General features: G+C 65.2%; 14 protein-coding genes and 1 tRNA gene. 3 read left to right on the top strand and 12 right to left on the bottom strand.

Going from position 1 to position 19,693, the window contains the following annotated elements; all coding sequences use genetic code 11:
* Positions 1-131 precede the first annotated feature (131 nt).
* Positions 132-1,640, top strand: coding sequence for a DASS family sodium-coupled anion symporter (locus F816_RS0102555; RefSeq protein ID WP_019593406.1), 1,509 nt, complete (start codon positions 132-134; stop codon positions 1,638-1,640).
* A 161-nt stretch (positions 1,641-1,801) separates the two neighbouring features.
* A complete protein-coding gene (locus F816_RS0102550) occupies positions 1,802-3,712 on the top strand; it encodes a methyl-accepting chemotaxis protein (RefSeq protein WP_019593405.1) in 1,911 nt (636 codons plus the stop codon).
* A gap of 293 nt (positions 3,713-4,005) precedes the next feature.
* On the opposite strand, the gene F816_RS0102545 is transcribed toward F816_RS0102550, so the two are convergent.
* The 11 genes from F816_RS0102545 to F816_RS0102490 all read right to left on the bottom strand — a co-directional run bounded on the left by F816_RS0102545 (position 4,006) and on the right by F816_RS0102490 (position 16,742).
* The gene (locus tag F816_RS0102545) at positions 4,006-4,842 is read right to left on the bottom strand and encodes an amidohydrolase family protein (RefSeq protein ID WP_019593404.1); all 837 of its coding nucleotides are present in this window, start codon (positions 4,840-4,842) and stop codon (positions 4,006-4,008) included.
* Between the two features lie 29 nt (positions 4,843-4,871).
* On the bottom strand, positions 4,872-5,309 hold the full coding sequence (locus F816_RS0102540; RefSeq protein ID WP_018145412.1) for a glutathione S-transferase N-terminal domain-containing protein: 438 nt from the start codon (positions 5,307-5,309) through the stop codon (positions 4,872-4,874).
* A gap of 643 nt (positions 5,310-5,952) precedes the next feature.
* Positions 5,953-6,558 carry a DsrE family protein gene (locus F816_RS0102530; RefSeq protein WP_019593402.1) on the bottom strand — a complete coding sequence of 202 codons (606 nt, stop codon included), beginning with the start codon at positions 6,556-6,558 and terminating at the stop codon, positions 5,953-5,955.
* A gap of 99 nt (positions 6,559-6,657) precedes the next feature.
* A complete protein-coding gene (phoU, locus tag F816_RS0102525) occupies positions 6,658-7,380 on the bottom strand; it encodes a phosphate signaling complex protein PhoU (RefSeq protein WP_019593401.1) in 723 nt (240 codons plus the stop codon).
* Positions 7,381-7,406: 26 nt separating this feature from the next.
* Complete coding sequence (gene pstB / locus F816_RS0102520; RefSeq protein WP_019593400.1) at positions 7,407-8,237, bottom strand: phosphate ABC transporter ATP-binding protein PstB; 831 nt, start codon at positions 8,235-8,237, stop codon at positions 7,407-7,409.
* Positions 8,238-8,412: 175 nt separating this feature from the next.
* On the bottom strand, positions 8,413-10,080 hold the full coding sequence (gene pstA / locus F816_RS0102515; protein WP_019593399.1) for a phosphate ABC transporter permease PstA: 1,668 nt from the start codon (positions 10,078-10,080) through the stop codon (positions 8,413-8,415).
* A gap of 27 nt (positions 10,081-10,107) precedes the next feature.
* On the bottom strand, positions 10,108-12,378 hold the full coding sequence (locus tag F816_RS0102510; RefSeq protein ID WP_019593398.1) for an ABC transporter permease subunit: 2,271 nt from the start codon (positions 12,376-12,378) through the stop codon (positions 10,108-10,110).
* A gap of 268 nt (positions 12,379-12,646) precedes the next feature.
* Positions 12,647-13,615, bottom strand: a complete 969-nt coding sequence (locus F816_RS0102505) for a PstS family phosphate ABC transporter substrate-binding protein (protein ID WP_019593397.1) — start codon at positions 13,613-13,615, stop codon at positions 12,647-12,649.
* Between the two features lie 165 nt (positions 13,616-13,780).
* Positions 13,781-15,106 carry a phosphate regulon sensor histidine kinase PhoR gene (gene phoR / locus F816_RS0102500; RefSeq protein WP_019593396.1) on the bottom strand — a complete coding sequence of 442 codons (1,326 nt, stop codon included), beginning with the start codon at positions 15,104-15,106 and terminating at the stop codon, positions 13,781-13,783.
* Positions 15,107-15,120: 14 nt separating this feature from the next.
* On the bottom strand, positions 15,121-15,810 hold the full coding sequence (gene phoB / locus F816_RS0102495) for a phosphate regulon transcriptional regulator PhoB (protein WP_019593395.1): 690 nt from the start codon (positions 15,808-15,810) through the stop codon (positions 15,121-15,123).
* Between the two features lie 146 nt (positions 15,811-15,956).
* Positions 15,957-16,742 carry a 3',5'-cyclic-nucleotide phosphodiesterase gene (locus F816_RS0102490; protein ID WP_019593394.1) on the bottom strand — a complete coding sequence of 262 codons (786 nt, stop codon included), beginning with the start codon at positions 16,740-16,742 and terminating at the stop codon, positions 15,957-15,959.
* Between the two features lie 251 nt (positions 16,743-16,993).
* Between F816_RS0102490 and F816_RS0102485 the strand changes: the two genes are divergently transcribed.
* A tRNA-Ala gene (locus F816_RS0102485) sits at positions 16,994-17,069 on the top strand.
* A 42-nt stretch (positions 17,070-17,111) separates the two neighbouring features.
* On the opposite strand, the gene F816_RS0102480 is transcribed toward F816_RS0102485, so the two are convergent.
* Positions 17,112-19,583, bottom strand: a complete 2,472-nt coding sequence (locus F816_RS0102480; RefSeq protein WP_019593393.1) for an EAL domain-containing protein — start codon at positions 19,581-19,583, stop codon at positions 17,112-17,114.
* Positions 19,584-19,693 lie beyond the last annotated feature (110 nt).

Genomic DNA, 19,693 nt, shown 5'->3' with positions numbered 1-19,693 from the left:
CTGAGGCGGCGGCGCACCCGAACCGGGAGCGACGCAGAACGTGTCAACGATAGTCACGTTGCCCGGGCGATGCAATTTCCGATGACGCCGGTTGGTTTTCACCCCGGCGGATTTCCCACAAGACGAGGCGCATGGCGGATACCGACGAGACGGGGCAGGAAGGCGAAGTGGCAGTGGCGAAGCGCTCGACGGTGGACTGGCGCGCCCGGATCGGCCTGATGCTGGGCCCGGCGATCTTTGTGCTGTTCCTGCTGGTGCCGGCGCCGATGGGGTTCGATCCGGCCGCTTGGTGGGTGCTGGGGCTGACGCTGTTCATGGCGACCTGGTGGATCAGCGAGGCGTTGCCGCTGCCGGTCACGGCGCTGCTGCCGATCGCGATCCTCCCGATCCTCGAGATCACCTCGATGGAGAACGCGACCGCGCCCTACGCGAACCCGATCATCTTCCTGTTCATGGGCGGCTTTGCGATCGCCTTGGCGGTGCAGCGCTGGGATTTGCACCGGCGCATGGCGCTGGCGATTGTGGCGCGCTCCGGGAATCGTCTGCACGCCCTGGTCGGGGCCTTCATGCTGGCCACGGCCGGGTTGTCCATGTGGGTCAGCAATACCGCGACCGCGGCGCTGATGCTGCCGATCGCACTGTCGGTGCTGGGTCTGATCGAACGGGGCGCATCGCCACAGGGTCCGGGGGCGAGTGCGGAGTCGCGGCGCCCGGCCCTGGCGTTGCTGCTGGGCATCGCCTTTGCCGCGAACATCGGGGGTATGGCGACCATCATCGGCTCGCCGCCGAACGCCCTGACTGCCGCCTATCTCGGGGATCGCCACGGGATGGAGATCGGCTTTCTGGAGTGGATGACCCTGGGGCTTCCGCTGGCGGCGATCCTCCTGGCCCTGGCGTGGTGGTTGCTGACGCGCTGGGTGTTCCCGGTGCACCGGGTCGAACTGAACGGCCTGCGCGCCCTGCTGGACGAGCAGCGCGCCTCGGTCGGACGCTGGTCGACCGCAGAGAAGCGCGTGGCGGCGGTGTTCGTGCTGGTCGCGCTGGCCTGGCTGACACGGCCGCTGCTGGAGGGCTGGTTGCCCATTTCCCTGACCGATGCCGGCATTGCGATCCTGGGGGCCGGTTTGTTGTTCCTGATCCCCTCGGGTTCCGGGGAACAGCGCCGGCTGCTGGCCTGGGACAATACCCGCGAGCTGCCGTGGGGCGTGCTGCTGCTGGTCGGAGGCGGCCTGAGCCTGGGGGCGGCCATCGAGTCCAGTGGCCTGGCGGAGCTGGCGGCCGATGCCCTGGTGATTGCGCAGACCTGGCCGTTGATCCTGATCATGGCCGGGGTGGTGTTGCTGACCATGACGCTGAGCCACGTAACCAGCAATACGGCCACGGCCGCGACGCTGCTACCCCTGGTCACCGCGTTTGCGCTGAGCATGGACGTGCCGGTACTGATGCTGGCACTACCCGTCGCCTTTGCCGCTTCCGTGGCCTTCATGCTGCCGGTGGCGACCCCGCCGAATGCCATCGTGTTCGCCAGCAACCGCCTGCAGGTGCTGGACATGGTGCGGGGCGGGGCCCTGCTTTCCGTGGTGGCGCTGGTGCTGATCAGCCTGGCGGTCTACATCTTCGCCGAGGCCCTGCTGGTGTAGCCGCTGCGCGGATTCGTTCTGTGATTGCCCTGTCCCCGATGTTCTTGTGGGGATGAAAAGCCTTCCATGCTCAAGTTCTAGGATTCGCCGCCGCTAGGGAGGACGAACGGCCCATTATTTTGCGAGCTGGCGCTGACCGGCAGACCGAAGGACGCACAGACATGTTCAACAATATTCGAATTGGCGTACGGCTCATGGTGGGCATCATCGGCGTGGTGGTTCTCGCCGTGGTCCTGACCCTGGTCGTGGTGATGAATGCCCTGGGTACGATGGCGGACAGGGCGGAGCAGCGGGAGCTGAACGACTTGGCTGGCCAGTTGCTGGATCGGCTGGACCAGGAGTCGGCGCGCGCGACCGCGATGGCGGAGACCGTGGCCCGTATCCCGGATGTGCAGGAGGCCATGGCCAATGGGGATCGCGATCGCCTGGCCGCGATGACCGTGCCGAGTTTCGAGTCCCTGAGCGCCGACTACGGCGTGCGCCAGTATCAGTTCCACACGCCGCCGGCGACCTCCTTCCTGCGCGTGCATCGCCCGGACCGCTATGGCGATGACCTGTCCGGTTTTCGCCAGACGGTCGTCGACACCAACGACCGCCGCGCCCCGATCTCGGGCCTGGAAGAGGGCGTGGCCGGCCTGGGTATCCGCGGCGTGGTCCCCATCGCTCACAACGGAGAGCACGTGGGTTCGGTGGAGTTCGGGCTGTCCTTCGGCGCCCCCTTCTTCGAGCAGTTCACCGAGGAGCTGGGTGCACCGGTCGCGCTCTACCTGCGCGATGAGGGTCGGTTCAACCGCTTTGGCGGGACCATCGAAGGCGAAGCGACCTTCAATGCAGCCGAGATGCGCGAAGTGCTCCAGGGCGAGCGCCTGGTGCGCAACGTGATCTACCAGGGCGAGCCGATGGCGGTGATCGCCCGGCCGGTGCGCGATTTCTCCGGCGATGCGGTGGGTGTGCTGGAACTGATGGTGGACCGCAGCGCCTACGTGACCATGACCCGCAACGCCACCGGCACGGTGGTCATGGTCGGCGTGATTGCGGTGGTTCTGGGCGTGCTGCTGGCCTGGTTCCTGACCCGCAGCATCGTGCGCCCGCTCTGCCAGACGGTGGAACGTCTGGACGACATCGCCAGTGGCGAGGGTGACCTGACGCGTCAGCTGGAGGTGTCCGGCCGGAACGAGTTGGGCGATCTGGCGGTGGTGTTCAACCGCTTTGTCGAGAAGATTCGCGTGTTGATCCAGCAAGTAGCGGCGGGTTCCGATCAGGTCGCTGCCGCGTCCAACGAGCTGTCCGCGACCAGCGAGGAGACCAACGAGCAGGTGCGCCGCCAGAAGGCGGAGACCGACCAGGTCGCCACCGCGATGAACGAGATGACCGCCACCGTGCAGGAAGTCGCCCGCAATGCCGCGGATGCGGCGGCGGCCGCCCAGGCTACGGACCAGGACGCCGTGGCCGGTCAGCAGGTGGTGCAGAAGACGGTCACCGCGATCAATGGTCTGTCCAGACAGGTCGACAATGCGGCCGAGGTGGTCACCCGCCTGTCGCAGGATGCCGAGCAGATCAACAAGGTCCTCGAGGTGATCGGCGACATTGCCGACCAGACCAACCTGCTGGCGCTGAATGCCGCGATCGAGGCGGCCCGCGCTGGCGAGCAGGGTCGCGGCTTCGCCGTGGTGGCCGACGAGGTGCGCACCCTGGCCAGCCGGACGCAGGACTCGACGCACGAGATCCAGCAGATGATCGAGCGGGTCCAGAGCGGTACGCGCGAGGCGGTGCAGGCGATGGAAGATGGGCGTTCCAAGGCCCACGAGAGTGTCGAGCAGGTGAACCTCGCCGGCGAATCGCTGAACGCGATCACCCAGTCGGTGACTCGCATCAGCGACATGAACACGCAGATCGCCAGCGCCGCCGAGGAGCAGTCCACCGTGGCCGAGGAGATCAACCGCAACGTGGCCAACATCACCGAGGTGCTGGACCAGACCGCGGCGGGCTCCGAGCAGATCCGCAATGCCTCGGAGGAGCTGTCCAAGCTCGCCTCCCAGCAGCAGGAGCGCGTGGGTCAGTTCAAGGTCTGATACTCGACCCGATGGTGTCGAGCCCGCCTCCCTGTTCGGGGAGCGCGGGCTTTCTTATGCGTGTGGGGAAAAGGGCTGTTTCACCACGAAGTCCACGAAGACACCAAGAAGGGCCAGGTCAAGGGTGATTGGACCACGGAGGACGCAGAGGACTGGGAGAAGGCCTGGGAAGGAAAAGGTCGGATGATGGCCCTACGACGTCAGACCACAGTCCGATCATGATCTTTCGTCATTGTCCTTGCCGTTCTCGGTGACCTTCGTGCCTTCGTGGGCTTTGTGGTGAACAAAGGCCCTTACTGAGCGGGAAAGAGGCGTTCGCCGTTTTCGAAGGCAATCGCGCGGGCGACGTTGTCGGGCAGCTGGGCGAGCCAGGCGCGGGTCTCGTCTTTCAGGTGCGTGTACTGTTCCCAGCGCGTGGTGGTGAACGTGTCCACGCCGATCATGAAGCGATCCGGATGGGTGAGGAACAGCTCGAACCAGTCGTCGTCGATCTGACCACCGGGGTTAATGCGCGGGTTGCGCATGGACAGGTCCATGTTCATGCGCGGGTGGCGCTCGAGGTAGTCCTGCACCAGGGGCGGGTAGGCGTAGCTGCCGGCGTGGGCCCAGAGGATGCGGACCTCGGGGTGGGTGGCGTAGGCGTGGTCGATCACGGCGGGGTCGCCGTGGATCATGATGGTCAGATCACGGGCCACGGCCAGGTCCAGCAACTGTTCGAAGCCGGGTCCGAAGCGGTCGTCTGCCAGGATGTGAAACTCGCCCAGCCCGTGCCAGGCCACGTCGGATTCGTCCAGCATGTCGGCAATGCGGGCGCCCAGGTCCTCGACGTGCATCCAGTCCATCTTCTTGCCCAGGCGGTGGGAGACTTCCAGGAACGGCACGATGCGGGTATCCGAGCCCGCTTGCAGGCGACGAATCAAGCCGCCTTCGGTCGACATGACGATGGCGCTGCGCACGTCATTGGAGGCCAGGGTGCGGCCCACGTCGCTGATGCCAAAGGTTTCGGCCACCGCTGGGCGATAGTGCAGGTGGGCATCGAAGATCGGGGGCTCGGCGCTGGCGACCGTGAAGGGCAGGGTCAGCCCGAGCGTGGCGCCGAGCAGGGAATGGTGGAGGCGATGATGGTGCATGGACAGACCCTTCGGAAGCCAATTCGACATCAGGAACGCGGCGGACTGTTGGGCGCAGGGGTCGGATCGGTCGTCTGTGCCGGATCGAAGCGCTCGCGCAGGTAGCGGATGATGGCATCGGATTCGTACAGCCAGCGCACCGAGCCGTCTTCTTCCTCGATTCGCAGGCAGGGCACCTGCAGGCGGCCGCCCTCGTTCTGCAGTTCCTCGCGCCAGGGCCCGGTGGCCTGGGCGTTGCGCAGTTCGATATCCAGCGACAGGCGCTGCATCGCGCGGCGGGCCTTGATGCAGAACGGGCACGCCGGGAAGTGATACAGGGCCAGGCGTTGCGTCTGTTCGTCGATTCGGGCTTGGTCGGCCGGGTCCCGTTCGATGCCGCGTGGGCGCGACACGCGCTCACCGATCAGCATGAACGGGGTCAGAATCAGGCGGACGCCACGGAAGAAGGTGCGAATCAGGAATCTCATGCCGAAAGGATGCCACAGGAGCCCGACACCGTTACAGCATCTCGAACGATGGAGGCGTTAGTTTCACCCTCAAACCTTAGGGAAACACTGATCAATGAACGCGTTCGCGCTCGAGTCGCTTTTGCGTGCGAACAAGGCGCGGTGACTGCCGTGCAGTCATTCTGCACAAGGGAGCCGCAAGGCTGTGCGCGCGCCCGTTTTCGTCCGCAACGGGCGGCCGATCCCCTGCTTTCAATAATTTGCGGGGTTGGCACCCCAGGTTCCCCGATCCTGCGTTGCGCCGCTTACAGGTAGAACCACTACCTGTTGCACGACGCGCCTTGTCTCGGAAAACCTGGGGTACCAACGCGAACGCGTTCATTGATCAGTGTTTCCCTAGAGCGCTTTTTGCACGCAGCGCATGAAGGCACGAAGAAGATCAAGGGCGGTCTTGCCAAGGCGTATTACAGAGGGTGCGGCGTGGAGTGGGGCAAGAGTGAGCAGAAAAGGGTATCGGCACACCGATCCGTCCTGCTCGGGCCGCATCACATCTCCGATCCCGTCAACCGCCTTGTCGTTCTCGGTGTCCGCTGTGACCTCCATGGTTACAGGCTCTCGACCGTTTTTGCGTCTTCGTGGTGGGTATCTTTGTGAATCGGCATGCTCAGGGGGTGCCGAAGTCGAACTCCCAAGGGTCTTCCGGGGGCGCGTCGAGTAGCGACGGGCGCAGGCGGATCACTTCGAAGCCCAGTTCGCGATAGTCATCGAGGCGGTCCGGGGCGCGCTCGGCGACCTCGACGAAGTCCGCAAATGCCTCCGCGTCCAGGCCGCGCCAGCCGGCAAAGGTGCCGCAGACTGCCACGTTCACACCTTCGTCGCGGACCAGGGCCTCCACCTCGTCGTGCAGGCTGGGGTGCTGCGCCGCATCGCTACGCGTCAGGGTGAATTGTTCCGCACCGTGGGAGACGACGGCCACCGGGTAGTCGGGGTCGCGTTCGCGCAGGCGGGCGACACTGGCCCGAATCTCGGGAAGAAGCGCGGATAGCGCTGCGCGGTCGTTCTCGATGATCTCGAAAACCACGCCTTCAGGGAGCTTGTCGCGTTCCAGGAGTTCGAGGACGGCCGCGGAGGGTTCGCCCGGGGGCAGCGGGTCAGGGGAGGTCACGGGGCCCGCGTGCAGGCTGGGCACGGCCAGCATGGCAATGAGGCCGCCCACGAACAGCCAGGCGGGAAGCGGAAAAGGTAGAGGGCGTGAGCGCGTAATCCACATGCCTCCATTCAAGCGGGGATCGCCGGACGAAGCAAACATCCGCGCACGGGGGCATCCGAATTGGGGCTCCCGCGCGCGGGCAGAGTCGAGTCGCCGGGGTCAGTGGCGGTCACCGGTGGCCTCTTCGGCCATCTGGTCGTAGCTGGTGTGGCGCACGTCCTTGCCCTTGACGAAGTAGACGACGTACTCGCAGATATTGCGGGCACGGTCGCCGATACGCTCGAGTGACCGGGTGGCCCAGATGATGTCCATCAGGCGCGGCACCGAGTCCGGCGAGGCGGTCATCTGCTTCATCAGCTTCTGGGTGATGGTCTCGTACAGGCTGTCGATCTGGATGTCGAGCTGAGCGACGCGCACGGCCTGTTCGACGTCCATGCGGGCGAAGGCGTCCAGGGCGCTACGGGTCATCTCGCGGGCGTGTTCGCCCATGCTGGCGATATCCGCCATCGGGGCACTGTTGCGGTCGTCGTCGAGCAGGTGCAGGCCCATGCGACCGACCCGTTCGGCCTCGTCACCCATGCGCTCGAGGTCAGTGATGGTCTTGATCACCGCGATCACCAGACGCAGGTCGGAGGCGGTCGGCTGGCGCCTTGCGAGGATGTGGGTGCACTCCTCGTCGATCTCGACCTCCTTGGCATTGACCTGGTAGTCCGAGGTCATGACCTTTTCGGCGAGTTCGACATCGCCCTCGACCATCGCGTGGACGGCATCGGCGAGTTGCTGCTCGACCAGGCCACCCATGGCCATCACCTGCTTGATGATGTCCTCGAGCTCGGCATTGAATTGCTGGGAGATGTGCTGCTTGAAGAAGGTCTTGTCCATTGTGGTGTCCCCTTGTGGTCGCAACGTTAGCCGAAGCGGCCGGTGATGTAGTCCTCGGTCTGCTTCTTCGCAGGCGAGGTGAACAGGGTGTCGGTATCCGCGTACTCGATCATGTCGCCCATGTACATGAAGGCGGTGTAATCGGAGACGCGCGCGGCCTGCTGCATGTTGTGGGTCACGATGACGAGGGAGTAGTCCTTTTTCAGCTCGATCATCAGTTCCTCGATCTTCAGCGTCGCCAGCGGGTCCAGCGCGGAGCAGGGTTCGTCCAGTAGCAGGACCTCGGGGTCGATCGCGATGGCGCGGGCGATCACCAGGCGCTGTTGCTGGCCGCCGGAGAGGCCGAAGGCGTTCTCGTGCAGACGGTCCTTCACCTCGTCCCACAGCGCGGCGCGCTTGAGCGAGGTTTCGACCACCTCATCCAGCTTGCGCCGGTTGTTCACACCTTGCAGGCGCAGCCCGTAGGCGACGTTCTCGTAGATCGACTTCGGAAACGGGTTCGGCTTCTGGAACACCATGCCCACCCGGCGGCGCAGCTCGGGGACATCGACCTTCGGGTCATAGATGTCCTCGCCATCGAGGCGGATGGTGCCTTCGATGCGGGCGGCATCAATCAGGTCGTTCATGCGGTTGAAGCAGCGCAGGAACGTCGACTTGCCGCAACCGGAGGGGCCGATGAAGGCCGTGATGCGGTTCTTCGGGATGCGGATGTCGATGCCGTTGAGGGCCTGGTCCTCGCCATAGTAGAGCTTGAGGTTTTCGGCGGTCAGACAGATGTCCTCGTTGGCCAGCTTCAGCCCGCGATCGGCGCGTTCGTTCTGGGCCACGTTGACGGCCTGGGTGGCGTTGTCACTCATTTTGGGTCACTCCACGAGAAATTCGGTTGGGCATGGGGCATCGCGAAACGGCCAGCGTCGCGGCGAAAGGGCCGGGGTGTCCCGAGCACAGGGGCACTGGCGAGCGATTGCCGCGGGCCCTGTGGGCCCTCGCAATGACGGGGCATTTTGGAAACGTTGTGCATGAGTGCCGGCCTCAGTCGCTGTCGGCGCGGTACTTCTCGCGCAGGTAGTTGCGGATCGAGATCGCGGTCAGGTTAAGCACGATGATCAGCAGGACCAGGATCAGGGCGGTGGCGTAGACCAGCGGGCGTCCGGCCTCGACGTTGGGGCTCTGGAAGCCGACGTCGTAGATGTGGAAGCCCAGGTGCATGAAGGCACGGTCCAGGTGCAGGTAAGGGAAGTTGCCGTCCAGCGGGAGGTTCGGGGCCAGCTTGACCACACCCACCAGCATCAGCGGGGCCACCTCGCCGGCGGCTCGCGCCACGGCCAGGATCAGGCCGGTCATCATGGCCGGGGCGGACAGCGGCACGATCAGGCGCCACAGGGTCTCGGCCTTGGTCGCACCCAGGGCGAGTGAACCGTGGCGGATGCTCGCGCCGATGCGGGTCAGACCTTCTTCGGTGGAGACGATGACCACCGGCAGCGTCAGCAATGCCAGGGTCAGCGAAGCCCAGATGATGGCCGGCGAGCCGAAGGTCGGCGAGGGCAGGGCATCCTGGAAGAAGATCTGGTCGATGTTGCCGCCGACCAGGTAGACGAAGAAGCCCAGCCCGAACACCCCGAAGACGATGGAGGGCACACCGGCCAGATTGTTCACCGAGATGCGAATCGTCCGCACCAGCGGGCCCTGCTTAGCGTATTCCCGCAGGTAGATCGCTGCGAGTACGCCGAACGGGGTCACCACGATGGACATCAGCATGACCATCAAGACGGTGCCGAAGATCGCCGGCAGGATGCCGCCCTCGGTGTTGGCCTCGCGCGGGTATCCGGTCATGAATTCCCAGAAGGCGTGCACGTAGTGCCCGAGCTTCTGCGACACACTCATGTCGTTGGGCCACCAGGCGTTGACCACGTCGGCCAGGGCGATCTCGCGCATTTGCCCCGCGGCCGTTTCGATCATCACCGAGAAGCGAGCGAGTTCGTCCCGCAGTTCGTTGCGCTGCTGTTCGAGTTCCGCGTATTGGTCCTCGAGCTCGGCGCGTTCCGCTTCCAGTTCCTGTTCGCGCTCGGCGCGTTCCTCGATGCTGAGGTCGGTGGCGCGCTCGATCCCGCGCAGGGAGCGGCGGACCTGCTCGATCTGGAAGTTGATCGCACCGATGTCCGAACGGTCGATCCGTTCGATCTCGCGGACGAGTCCGCGGGTCTGCGGAATGATGGCCTCGAATCGCTCGCGGGCGGCATCGCCCTCGGCAACGGCCTCGCCATCGACCCGGAACTCGCGCACGAAACCGTAGAAGTTGCCCCATTGGCGACGCTCCAGGGCCACGGCATCCCGCGGGTAGTGACGGTCGACCATGAAGTCATCGAGGTACCAGCGGAAGTCGCGGCTGTCGACGTCCCGGTTGCCCTGTTTGATCAGGTGACGGACGACGATTTCCTGGTCCTCGGGTACTGCGAAGCCCGCATCGCGCATGGCCTGCGCGGTCATCGTCTCCGAGCGCGAGAACTCGCCCATCACGCGGGTCGACTCGCTTTGTTCGGCGGTCTGGTACTCGAACTCGACCACGTCCGAGGGCCAGAAGAAGGCCAGACCGTTGACCGCGATCATCAGGATCAACCCGAAGACCATCACGATGGAGGCCGCCACGGCGCCGGCATTCAACCAGATCCACGGCGTGCCGGATTTGAACCATTTCGTCATTTGATCGAAACCTGTCGTCGGAGCGGGTTAGAGAGAGCTGTACTTGTTGCGCAGGCGCTGGCGCACAATCTCGGCGATCGTGTTCACGATGAAAGTCATCGCGAACAGGACCAGAGCGGCCAGGAACAGGATGCGGAAGTGCGTGCCGCCGACCGCGGCCTCGGGCATCTCGACCGCAATGTTCGCGGACAGCGTGCGCATGCCCTCGAAGATGTTGAAGTTGACCACCGGCGAGTTGCCGGTCGCCATCAGGACGATCATGGTCTCGCCGACGGCGCGGCCGAAGCCGATCATGACCGCCGAGAAGATCCCCGGGCTGGCGGTCAGCAGCACCACACGCACCACGGTCTGCCAGGGGGTGGCGCCCAGCGCCAGTGAACCCTGGGTCAGGTGCTTGGGCACGTTGAAAACCGCGTCCTCGGAGATCGAGTAGATGGTCGGGATGACCGCGAAGCCCATGGCGATACCGATCACCAGGGCGTTGCGCTGGTCATAGGTAATGCCGTTGTCGGTCAGCCATTGGCGTGCATCACCGCCGAACATCCAGACCTCGATCACCGGGCTCATTGTGACCGCGAACCAGCCCACCAGCAGGATCATCGGGATCAGGAGTGCGGCCTCCCAGCCTGCCGGGATGGCATTGCGCACCGACTGCGGCAGCAGTCGGGTCCAGACGAAGGCCATGGCCAGCATGGACAGCGGTAGCAGGATCAGGATGCTCGCGACCGCCGGCAGGTTGGCCTCGATGAAGGGGGCCAGCCACAACCCGGCGAGGAAGCCGAGGATGACGGTCGGCAGGGCCTCCATCAGCTCGATGCTCGGCTTGGTCAGCGAGCGCATCTTCGGTGCCATGAAGTAGGCGCTGTAGATGGCGCCCATGATCGCCAGCGGGGTCGCGAACAGCATGGCGTAGAAAGCGGCCTTGATGGTGCCGATGGTCAGCGGGACCAGGGAGAACTTGGGTTCGAATTCGTCGGTGGCCGAGGAGGACTGCCAGACGTAATCCCCCTCGGAACGGCCTTCGTACCAGACCTTCTGCCACAGCACGTGGAAGGAGATCTCCGGATGCTGGTTCCACAGGCGCTGGATGTGCCAGGTCTCGGTGTCGTCGACGGCCACCAGCATGCGGTTACGCGGGTCGACATAGACCCGGTGCAATGGGCGTTCGCCAATCTGGCGCTCGATGAGCGTGCGTTGCGAGGTCGGGTAGTGGATCTTGACCCCGCCCTGGTCGTCGGCGGTCACAAAGCCCTTGCGGATGTATTCGGGCTGGGTATTGGTGACCGGACCGGCGTGGCTCGGGAACTCGCGAATGCGGGTAATCCGGTTCACGTTGTCTTCGTCGCGCACCAGCATGTACTGGGCCACGGAACCATCGGATCCACCGACCACGATCGAGACGGTGCCGAGCAGGTATTCCAGCGAGGTGACCTGGGCATCCTCGCCGCGGATCACGCGTTTGGTGTCGTTCAGCGAGGCCTGCGCCGGACGCCGAATGTCATAGGAGTGCAGGCGGCCCTCATTGTCGCCAACCATCATGATGCGCCCGGTGATATCCAGCATCATCCGCGTGGCGGTGGCACCCTCGGGCAGGGACGGCAGGTCATGGGCGCTGCGGCGCACTTCGGTTTCGCCGGTCATCATCGAGGTGGTTTCCTCGAACTGCACCAGGCGGATGCGGCCGTCATCGGTGGCGGCTCCGACGCGTATACCGCTGGAACCGCGTTGGATCCCGACGACCCGGATCGGTTGACCATCGCCGTCCACGTCCAGCAGGGCGGTGTCTTCGTCGCCGAGCGGGAAGTACACCTGCGGATCGTATTCACGACCTTCGGGGGTGAAGCTTTCGTTATATTCGTACTGCAGGGCCAGAACCTGCCCGTTGTCCAGACCCATCGCCAGCAGGCGCGCACGCGGTTCCGCGGCGCTGAAGCTGATGACCGTCGCATCGTCCGGAATGGGCAGGGATTGTTCGCGGACGATCTCGCCCGTTTCCGGGCGGAAGAAGATCGCGCGGCGGTCGTCGGTGATCCGGACGGCCATCTCGCGGTGGCGGTTGACCGCCAGATGAACCGTATTCACGTCGGCCCCGCCAGGGGCTTCATATTCGGTGACCGGGTCCAGCTTGGCACCCTGGAACATCGGCAGGGCTTCGCTCAGCAGGTAGACAAACATCAGCGCCAGGGCTCCGGTGACCGCCACCCCGAAGAAGCCGATGGTGTAGCGGGCCGAGCGATCCTTGGTCCGGCGCCAGCGCTGGAAGCCGGAAGGCTTTGAGGAAAGGGTGGTGGTGGACATTCGGTTCCCCTGGACGTTGCCGGGTGCCGGGTGGCGTTTCGGTTGTGGGGAATGCTAAGCGGCGTATATGACACCGAGATGACAGCAACGTGACAGGCCGTTGACGTCTGCTGTGCTCGACCCTGTAGGAGCCTGCTTGCAGGCGAATGCTCTTTGCCAGCGGCGGGCGCGGGCAGGGGCATTCGCCTGCAAGCAGGCTCCTACACAAAAAAGAAACCCCCGCCAGAGGAACCCCTGGCGGGGGCGTGCGAACGACTTGGCGCTGGGATTATTCCAGGCCGAGGTTCGTGCGCTCGCGTTCGGCAACCGCAGCCGGCAGCGGGATGAAGCCGTCACGTACGACCACTTCCTGGCCTTCCTTCGACAGCACCATCTTCAGGAACTCCGCGGAACGCGGGGTCAGGCCGTCTTCCGGGTGCTTGTTGACCATCACGTAGAGGAAGCGGGCCAGCGGGTAATCGCCGGAGGCCGCGTTCTCGGCGACGGGTTCGTACAGCTCGCCGTCTTCCACACCCAGCGGGATGGCGCGGACCCCGGAGGTCAGGTAGCCGATGCCGGAGTAGCCGATGCCGTTGAGGGACTCGGAGACGCCCTGGACCACCGAGGCGGAACCCGGCTGTTCGTTGATGGCGTTCTTGAAGTCGCCGTCGCACAGCGCGTGCTGACGGAAGTAGCCATAGGTGCCGGAGACCGCGTTGCGGCTATACAGGGTGATGTCGCGGTTGGCCCAGGAGCCTTCCATGCCGAGCTGGCCCCAGCGGGTGATGTCCTCGGCGCCGCCACAGCGACGGGTGGAGGAGAACACGGCGTCGACCTGCTCGATGGTCATGCCTTCGATGGGATTGTCGCGGTTCACGTACACGCCGATCATGTCGATGGCCACCGGGACGGCTGTCATCTGGTAGCCGTGGCGCTGTTCGAATTCGGCGTGTTCGCTGTCGCGCGGCATGCGGGACATCGGGCCGAAGTCGGCGGTCCCTTCGGTCAGGGCGGGCGGGGCGGTGGAGGTGCCGGCGCCCTGGATCTGGATGTTCACATTCGGGTAGAAGTCCTGGAACTCCTCGGCCCACAGCGTCATCAGGTTGTTCAGGGTGTCGGAGCCGATGCTCGACAGGTTGCCGGAGATCCCGGATACGGCGCTGTATTCGGGGAGATCCGGATCAACATCGGCCATCGCCGGGCTGATGGCGAGGGCGGCGGCCGCGGCGGCGGCGAGAATCGTGCGCTTGAACAGCATAGGTGTACTCCCTGGTGCTTGCTTGAAAGGTTGCTCGGACCCGGTTGGTCCTTGATGGGGGATTATCGGGAGGCTTGCTTGCAGTTCGGTGACGCACACGTGACAGACGTGTGACATGTTGGTCGACGGGCGCGACCGGGCAGCGTCCTGCTAGGCAATGTCCTGCTAGGCGGTGTCCTGGGAGGACGCTTCGGTGCGGCGGGTTCGGCTCAGGGGGAACAGGCAGGTGAAGCGGCTGCCCTGGCCGACCTGACTCTCGATTGCAAGGTGGCCGTCGTGGCGGGCGAGCACATGCTTGACGATCGCGAGCCCGAGCCCGGTGCCGCCGCGGGACTGGGTGCGCCCGGCATCGACGCGGTAGAAGCGCTCGGTCAGGCGGCCCAGGTGATGGCTGGCAATCCCCGGACCGGCGTCCTCGACGATCAGGCGTGCCCCGTCGGCGTCGGCACGCCATCTCACGGTGATCGTGGTCCCGCCGGGGGTGTATTTCACGGCATTGAACAGCAGATTGGCGCAGGCCGAGCGCAGTTCGTCCGGGTTGCCCTGAAACTCCAGTTCCGGGTCTGCCTCCAGTGTGATCTGGTGTGCCTCGCTTCCCGAGAGGAGGCGTGCCTCTTCAACAAGCTTCTTGAGCATCGGATACGGATTGAACCAGTCCTGTGGGCCGGTGGTTTCTCCGGTCTCCAGGCGCGATAGCAGCAGCAGGTCGTCCACCAGCAACTTCATGCGTTCGGACTGTTCACGCAGCATCTGCACCGAGCGCGCCAGTTGCGGCTGGTCCTCCAGTTCATCCTCGAGGCTCTCGGTGACGCCATAGAGCACGGTGAGTGGGGTGCGCAGTTCGTGCGAGACATTGGCGATGAAGTCGCGGCGCATCACCTCGAGCCGGTGCAGGTGGGTGGTGTCGCGGGCCAGCAGCAAGTACTGGGCGTCGCCGTAGGGGAGCATGCGCATCTCCAGCTGACGGTCGCTGTCCAGGGGGCAGGGGACGGTGACCCGGGCCAGGGATTCGCGGGCGCGATCCATGAAGGTCAGGAACTCCGGGTGGCGCAGCAGGTGGGTGATGCGCTGGCCCTCGTCCCGTGGCCAGTGCAGGCCGAGTAGCTGGCAGGCCATGTCGTTGAGCCATTCGATGCGCAGGTCATCGTTCAGGATCACGACCGCGTCGGGCATCGCCCGCGCTGATTCGCGGTAGCGCTCCAGCAACTGACGCAGACGGTGGACGCGGTTCTCGTGGCGTTTCCGGCGGCGGTAGAGATGATCGAAGATCACCCCCCACAGGCCGCGTACGTCTGGTGGGTCGGCACGGCCGCCGCGGCGCAGCCAGGTCTCCAGCCACAGCAGGTTGGCGATATTCCAGGCCAGCGCGGCGCCCAGCAGGAAGGCCACTGTCGGCCAGAATTGGCCCGTGGCCCAGCCGAGCACCAGGATCGGCAGCGCGATCAGCAGGCTGGTAATGAGGATGTCGGGCCAGGTGTTGCGAGGCTGCACGTGAGCCGCCGAAGTCAGGGGGTTTGCGAGAAACGGTACCCCGAACCGCGTACGGTTTGCACCAGGTGGTCGTGGCCGGTGTCGGCCAGTGCCTTGCGCAGGCGGCGGATATGCACGTCCACTGTGCGTTCTTCCACGTAGACGTTGGTACCCCATACCTTGTCCAGCAACTGTTCGCGGCTGAACACCCGGTCCTGATGGGTCATGAAGAAGTGCAGCAGGTTGTATTCCGTCGGGCCCATGCTGATGGCCGCGCCGTTGCCGGTGATGCGGTGCGAGACGGGATCCAGGCGCAGGCCCTCGATCTCGATCGGTTCCTCGCTGGTGGTGGGCGAGGTGCGGCGCAGCACGGCCTTCATGCGCGCGACCAACTCGCGCGGCGAGAACGGTTTGGTTACGTAGTCGTCGGCGCCGACATCCAGGCCGCGCACGCGGTCTTCTTCCTCGCCGCGGGCAGTCAGCATGATCAGCGGGATGTCCTTGGTGACGGGGCTGGTCTTGAGCGTACGCGCCCAGTCGATGCCGCTGATGTCCGGCAGCATCCAGTCCAGCAGGATCAGATCCGGTGGGTCTTCCAGCAAGAGGGATTTTGCCGAGCGGACATCTCCGGTCTCGCGGACCTCGTAGCCCGCCTTCTGGAACGGCAGCTGCAGCATCTCGCGGATCGCTGCATCATCTTCCACCAGCAGAATTCGAGTGGCCATGGCCCCGTCTCGTGATTACCTGGTCAGCATTAGATAACAGGCATGTTACAGGCGTGTGAACGAGAGGTGGTGCGGCGGCAACCCGCCTGTGGCGTGTTCGGGCGGCTCGCGCCCGATCATCGTGGATGACGAGCGATGAGTAACCGCTAAGGGTGGGCGCCGAGTTCGAAGCGTTCGTCACCGTGCAGGAAGATCATGCCGTCGTGGTGCGGCGAGCGGGCGAGCTGCTGACGGATGGCCTGTTCGTGGCCGGGCTTGAGATGGGTAATGGCAATGCGCGGGCGGTGCTGCAGCTGTGCCAGGTCCTCGCCCAGGTGCTGCGGGGTGTAGTGCTTGGCCAGGTCCGCCATGTTCTCCATCTCGTCTGGAAGGCCGGTCTCGATCATCAGCAGATCGAGGTGGGGCAGGGCGTTCAGCGCGGGCCAGAGCAGGTGCGAGGAGGTCGTGTCGCCGCTGAAGGCGAAGGCGGCTCCGTCGCTGTTGGTGACGCTGTAGCCGACCGCGGGCACGGTATGGCGGGCGGGCAGCACCTGGATCTCGCGATGTTCCACTGCGACGCTGTGTCCGGGTTGCAGCGACTCCAGGCGGATCAATGGCTGATCGGGCCGTGGCAGACGGGTGAAGTCCGGCCAGATCACCCAGTTGAAGACGTGATCGCACAGGGCCTTGAGTGTTGCCGGGAGGCCGTGGACGTGGATGGGCGGGGCATCCGGACTGTAGACCATATCCGCCAGCATCGGGAGGAAGGCGATATGGTCCAGGTGCGAGTGGGTCAGGAAGACATGGCGAATGCGCCGCAGCTCCTCCAGGGTCAGATCGCCCACGCCACTGCCCGCGTCGATAAGGATGTCGTTATCGATGAGGATGGATGTGGTACGCCGGCCCGGGCCAATCCCGCCACTGGCGCCAAGGATGCGAACGGACAAACTCATGTCGGACAGTATATCGAGCGAGCAGCGGGCCGTCGTGTGGCCAGACCCGCGCGCCAGAGGCTGGGGTCGGTCGCCCCGGGTCGTTGGAGGTGGGTGACGGACATGCCCTAATGCTAGACCGGGTCCAGGCCCCAGTTCCGTGACGTGCGGCGCGAAAAGGTGATCCCGAGGCATGGCGGGGCGTCTCGTGAATCTTGTGCGGGCGGGGCTTCCCGCCACCCGGTGGAGTTGCTAGAATGCGCGTCCTGTTTGGGGCGGTAGCTCAGCTGGGAGAGCGTCGCGTTCGCAATGCGAAGGTCGGGAGTTCGATCCTCCTCCGCTCCACCAAACACCAAGGAAAAGGCCTGCTTTCGCAGGCCTTTTCCTTTTTCAGGGTTGGCTGCGCAGGTGGCGTCGTGTTGCCATGGCGGCCTTTACCGGGGCCGGGCGCGCGAACGGCTCGGGTTCGTGGTCGTTCACGAGCCGGGCCAGGGATGCGGCGGGAAGCGGGCGGCTGCACAAGTAGCCCTGCCAGGCATCGCAGCCCTGCGCGGCCAGAAACGCGCGTTGCGCCTGGGTTTCAACTCCCTCGGCGAGCACATCCAGCCCCAGGTTATGGGCCATGTCGATGATGGTCATGGCCAGCTCGGCGTCGTTGCGGTCCTCTGGCAGGTCGCGCACGAAGGTTTGGTCGATCTTCAGGATGTCGATCGCGAATTCCTTCAGGTAGGCCAGCGACGAATACCCGGTGCCGAAGTCGTCGATGGCCAGTGCCACGCCCAGATGCTTGAGCTGTTGCAGGGTGCCGCGGGTCGTGTCGGCCTGTTCCATCAGGGTGCTTTCGGTGAGCTCCAGGGTCAGGCGTTGCGCGGGGAGTCCGGATTCGTTCAGCACCTGGCGGAGCTGATGGAGCAGGCCCGGTGCGGCGACCTGGCGGGCCGACAGGTTGACCGAGACCTCCAGCGGCGGCAGGCCCTGACGATCCCATTCCACGACCTGGCGGCAGGCCTCGCGCAGGACAAAATCCCCGATGGCGGTGATCAGGCCCGTTTCCTCGGCCAGCGGTATGAATACGTCCGGCGCGATCAGGCCGCGTTCGGGGTCCCGCCAGCGCACCAGGGCCTCGATCCCGGTGATCTTCCCGGACGTCATGTGTACCTGAGGCTGGTAGAACACCTCCAGTTCGTTCTGGACCAGGGCGTGCCGCAGCCGGTTCTCGATCTCCAGGCGCTGGTTGGCGGCATCGGTGAGTGCGGTCCGGTAAAAGCGGAAGGTGTTGCGCCCGGCGTCCTTGGCCTCGTACATCGCCGCATCCGCCTGGGTGAGAAGCTCACCGGCTTCGGTGGCGTCCTCCGGGAACAGTGCGATACCGATGCTCGCGCCTACCTGCAAGTTGGTCCAGCCACCGACGGCAAAGGGTTCGGCTATGAGGTCCAGCAGCTGCCGGGCGCGGGCCTCCAGCTCTTGATGTTCTGCGGCGTCGTCGATTACCGCGATGAATTCGTCGCCCCCAATCCGGGCCACGGTGCGAGCCTTGAAGCGCGTCTTCAGGCGCTCGCCCAGGATTTGCAGGAGGTCATCGCCGACGCGGTGGCCGAGGCTGTCGTTGATGTTCTTGAAGCGGTCCAGATCCACGAACAGGATGGCCACCAGGCCATCCCGCCGGCGAGCCTGTTGCATGGCCTCGTCAAGGTGCTCCTGCAGCAGCGTGCGGTTGGGCAGTCCGGTCAGCGGGTCATGCCCCGCCTGGTACGCCAGGCGAGCTTCGTGTGCGCGCAGGCGGCCCTCCGCCGCGCGGCGTTGCTCTACCTCCAGTGAAAGCCGCCGGTTCAGACGCCGGTAGTAGAGCGCCGCCAACCCACCCAGCAGCAATAGTCCCGCCATCAAGCCGAGCAGGACCTCTGGCCGAGCCTCCCAGTAGGCGCGCAGGGTGATTGCCACGGTGCGGTCGTAGGGCGGGCGGCCGAGTTCTTCCAGGAGTTCGTGTACCGCCCCGTAGGACAACGGGGCCGACCAGCCGTGGTAGCCGCCTTCGCGCGCCGCGGGGTGATCCGCGGGCAGGCTCAGCAGGGCGATCGTCACGGCTTCGGCCAGTTGGTCAGGGGTGTGCCCAAGGCGCGAGAACGGCCATTCGGGGTAAAGCCGGGTGGAGTGGGCAAATGGGAACCCTGCCGTCTTGCGGGGCGCCAGTACACGCAGGGTGTCGGCGGGCAGGTCGCCCGATTGCAGCCGTTCCTCCAGCACACCGGTGCGCACCATGCCGGCGTCGGCCTCGCCGTTTAGCAAGCCCTCGATCACCCGGTAGTGGGGCATGCCCGTGTAGTGAACCGATGCCAGGTCCTCGAATGGATCCACGCCAGCGTTGCGCAGGGCCCCGTAACCGGCCAGCCAACCGCCGAGAGAGTCTTCTTCCACCACCAGCAACCGTTGCCCGCGGAGGTCATCCAGTGACTGGAGGTCATTGCGTTCGTCGAGGACCAGGATCGTCCCTCCGAACTGACGAATGGGCTGACCTTGCTCCTCGGCGATGAGGGTGGCCAGGCGGGTGATGCCTTGTTGCGCTTCCAGGCGCACGTAATGGCCGGTGTTGGTGAGGACGAAATCGACGTCCCCGGTGGCGACGGCCTGCTCCAGGTCCGGATAGTTAAGTGCCTGAATGCGAAATTCGGCCGCGTCTACCTGCGTGCTCAGGTAATCAGCTGTGGGTTGCCACTGGGCTGTGGTCTCTTCGGCATCGCGAAAGGCCAGCACGCCGATGGTGTATACGCTGGCGCCGTCACTGTCTGCCGCCATTGCGGGCGCGGCAACGGACAGGCTGATCAGCAGGATCAGCAGACGGGGCAGGGTGGCTAGATAGCGCATCGGCAAGAGCCTACTATGCGAAGGGACTTGCCGTACACGTTGGGGCGCGAACGGGAGCTGGGATACCGGCTCGCGGGAAAGGGCGGTCACACGGCGCGCCTCGCCGCCGC

Origin of the sequence: Thioalkalivibrio sp. ALM2T, from assembly GCF_000381505.1 — a bacterium.
Taxonomy (GTDB): Bacteria; Pseudomonadota; Gammaproteobacteria; order Ectothiorhodospirales; family Ectothiorhodospiraceae; genus Thioalkalivibrio; species Thioalkalivibrio versutus.
The sequence above is the reverse complement of the archived record's forward strand: the minus strand, read 5'-3'. Positions and strand labels throughout refer to the sequence as shown.

Bases quoted from the DNA above. Each gene is read 5' to 3' on its own strand.
- F816_RS0102505 (WP_019593397.1), bottom strand. From the start codon at position 13,615: ATGCTGTTCAAGCGCACGATTCTCGCCGCCGCCGCGGCCGCCGCCCTC.
- F816_RS0102555 (WP_019593406.1), top strand. From the start codon at position 132: ATGGCGGATACCGACGAGACGGGGCAGGAAGGCGAAGTGGCAGTGGCG.
- phoU (WP_019593401.1), bottom strand. From the start codon at position 7,380: ATGGACAAGACCTTCTTCAAGCAGCACATCTCCCAGCAATTCAATGCC.
- F816_RS0102545 (WP_019593404.1), bottom strand. From the start codon at position 4,842: ATGCACCATCATCGCCTCCACCATTCCCTGCTCGGCGCCACGCTCGGG.
- phoB (WP_019593395.1), bottom strand. From the start codon at position 15,810: ATGGCCACTCGAATTCTGCTGGTGGAAGATGATGCAGCGATCCGCGAG.
- pstA (WP_019593399.1), bottom strand. From the start codon at position 10,080: ATGACGAAATGGTTCAAATCCGGCACGCCGTGGATCTGGTTGAATGCC.
- F816_RS0102550 (WP_019593405.1), top strand. From the start codon at position 1,802: ATGTTCAACAATATTCGAATTGGCGTACGGCTCATGGTGGGCATCATC.
- F816_RS0102540 (WP_018145412.1), bottom strand. From the start codon at position 5,309: ATGAGATTCCTGATTCGCACCTTCTTCCGTGGCGTCCGCCTGATTCTG.
- F816_RS0102480 (WP_019593393.1), bottom strand. From the start codon at position 19,583: ATGCGCTATCTAGCCACCCTGCCCCGTCTGCTGATCCTGCTGATCAGC.
- pstB (WP_019593400.1), bottom strand. From the start codon at position 8,237: ATGAGTGACAACGCCACCCAGGCCGTCAACGTGGCCCAGAACGAACGC.
- F816_RS0102510 (WP_019593398.1), bottom strand. From the start codon at position 12,378: ATGTCCACCACCACCCTTTCCTCAAAGCCTTCCGGCTTCCAGCGCTGG.
- F816_RS0102490 (WP_019593394.1), bottom strand. From the start codon at position 16,742: ATGAGTTTGTCCGTTCGCATCCTTGGCGCCAGTGGCGGGATTGGCCCG.
- F816_RS0102530 (WP_019593402.1), bottom strand. From the start codon at position 6,558: ATGTGGATTACGCGCTCACGCCCTCTACCTTTTCCGCTTCCCGCCTGG.